The 2225-nt window shown below is 69.1% G+C and carries 2 protein-coding genes; both read right to left on the reverse strand.

Annotated features, from left to right (window positions below; genetic code table 11):
• Positions 1-353: 353 nt before the first annotated feature.
• Positions 354-1409 (reverse strand): IS110 family transposase, encoded by a 1056-nt coding sequence (locus IJH84_RS16340; protein ID WP_295145913.1) that lies wholly within the window; start codon positions 1407-1409, stop codon positions 354-356.
• A gap of 361 nt (positions 1410-1770) precedes the next feature.
• Positions 1771-2225, reverse strand: a 455-nt coding sequence (locus IJH84_RS16345; protein ID WP_295145911.1) for an arginase family protein, incomplete at its 5' end; no start/stop codon positions are given.

Below are 2225 nucleotides of genomic sequence, written 5' to 3' on the forward strand. Positions count from 1 at the left end.
CCCGCTCGAGACCGTCCTGCACGTCAACGGCTGGTAGCCCGACGGCACGCCGCGGGGCACCGGGGCGGTTGCTCAGTCTGCGGAGTCATGCGTGCCACGCATGACATGAAAGCCCCAGGCTGCAGCACCGGCCTGACTCGCCGCCGCGTCGCGGCGTGGGGCACGTCGACGCCGCGTGGGGGACGGCTGGTCCCCCGCGAGGGGAGCGGCTTCCGGTGGGGGAGGAAACGTCCCCCACGCCCCGGCGACGCCGCGTGGGGGCGGTTGTGCGGGGGTTACGTGCGGCGCTTTGGGCGACTCGCGGAAAGATTCCGCCTGACCTGGGGGCTCATGGGCCATGCGTTTCTCCTATGTCAAGCGGCGGTCGGGAGGGCGGTGTCGGGGGCTGCTTTCGCGTCGGTTCTGAGGGTGTTGAAGACGGTGCGGGCTAGTCGTCGTTTGAGGCAGCGGAGGGCTTCGCGTTTGGTGTCGCCGGCGGCGAGGCGCTTGCGGTAGTAGATCTGGCCGCGGCTGTCGGGCATGCGGATCTGGGTGATCGCGATCCGATGCAGGGCGCAGTTCAGTTGCCGGTTGCCGGTTCGGGTCATCCGGACGCGACCGTTGGTGCTGCCGGACCAGACGGGGATCGGGGCAACCCCGGTGTGCCGGGCGTAGGCGGCTTCGGTGCGGAACCGTTGAATCCCTGCGGTCTCGCCGACGATCTTGGCGGCGGTCAACGCTCCGCATCCGGGCAGTTCAAGGAGGGCAGGAGCGATTGCGGCAGAGGCCTTCTCGATGCGTCTGGCCAGGGTGTTGATCTGCTCGGTGAGGCGGTCGATGTCGGTGAGTTCGTCGAGGGTGAGCTCAGCGACCAACCCGGTTTGGGTGGTGAGCCACTCGCGGATCGCGGTCCGATGTTTGCGGCAGTCCAAGGTCTGCGGCTTCGGTTCCCGGCCGGGCTCGAGCTCGTGCAGATGCCACCGCAGCCGGTTGATCATCGCGGTGCGGATCTTGACCAGGTCCTCGCGGCGGTCGACCAGCAGCTTCAGCTCGCGGGACCGCTCATCATGGGACGCGACCGGCAGGTCCGGCTCCCGGAGCACCGCGCGGGCGACGGCGAGAGCGTCGATCGGGTCGGACTTGCCCCGGGTTCGGGCGGAGGCGCGGACTTGGGCCATCAGCTTCGCCGGGACCCGCACCACGTGCTGCCCGGCGGACAGCAGGTCACGTTCGAGACGGGCGGACATCTGCCGACAGTCTTCGATTCCCCAGGTCAGATCGGTTCCGAACTCGGACCTCGCCCAACGGATCACCTTCTGATGCCCGACCGTGGTGGCCGCGACGACCTTCTCGCCGAGCCTGCGGCCGACGTCATCGACGGCGACGAAGGTGTGCGTGCGCTTGTGTACATCGGTTCCAACTACAACCATGGTGGTTGCCTCCCAAACCTGTGAGGTGGATGGTTGGACCGGCCGGCGGACACATCTCAGTGGGGGCGGTGCCACGCTCCTATCAAGTCACGCCGGTCGGTTCCAGCTCACCGAGCACCGGCAAAACGCATGGTGACCAGCCCTGAACGAGCGGGGCGGCAGGCGCGCATAGAGCCAGATGCCCGGTGAACTGAACCCAACCACCGCAGCGGCGTCAGCACCAGAGACTCCCCAGCTAAGAAAGTGTCTCGGGCCGGTGACACGACCGCGGCAGCTCCAGAATCACACTGAGCGGCACGCATGGCTGTCGCGATCGCCCCTCACTCCGACTGGAGCGGGGCGATGCCATCGCGACGGACTCTCAGCGGCGGGTGACGATGCGGTGGATGAGGCGGGCGGCGGTGCGGGCCGTGCGGTTGTCGACATCCAGCGACGGGTTGAGCTCGGCGACGTCGAGGAGGCGGAGCTTGCCGCTCGCGGCCACCACGTCGCACACCCGCGAGATCACCTCGAGCGGAACGCCCAGGCCCGCCGGCGCGGAGACGCCGGGGGCGACGGCCGCGGGCAGCACGTCGAGATCGATCGTGAGGTAGAGCGCGTCGATCCCGCCGAGGAACTCCTGCACGAAGCGCTCCACGGCGGGCATCGACAGCACGCCGCACTCGTCGTCGAGCAGGTACCGCACACCGAGGCACTCGGCCTCGTCGAACAGCGCGCGGGTGTTGCCCGGCTGCGAGATCCCCACGACGGCGTAGTCGAGTCGTCGCCCGAGGGACGCCTCCCGCTCCGCCATCTGCCGGAACGGCGTGCCGGAGC

Source organism: Saccharopolyspora sp. (assembly GCF_017434145.1).
Lineage (GTDB): Bacteria > Actinomycetota > Actinomycetes > Mycobacteriales > Pseudonocardiaceae > Saccharopolyspora_C > Saccharopolyspora_C galaxeae.

What these genes read in the sequence shown, in the direction of transcription:
- IJH84_RS16340 (WP_295145913.1), bottom strand. Translation starts at nt 1,409, where the DNA reads ATGGTTGTAGTTGGAACCGATGTACACAAGCGCACGCACACCTTCGTC.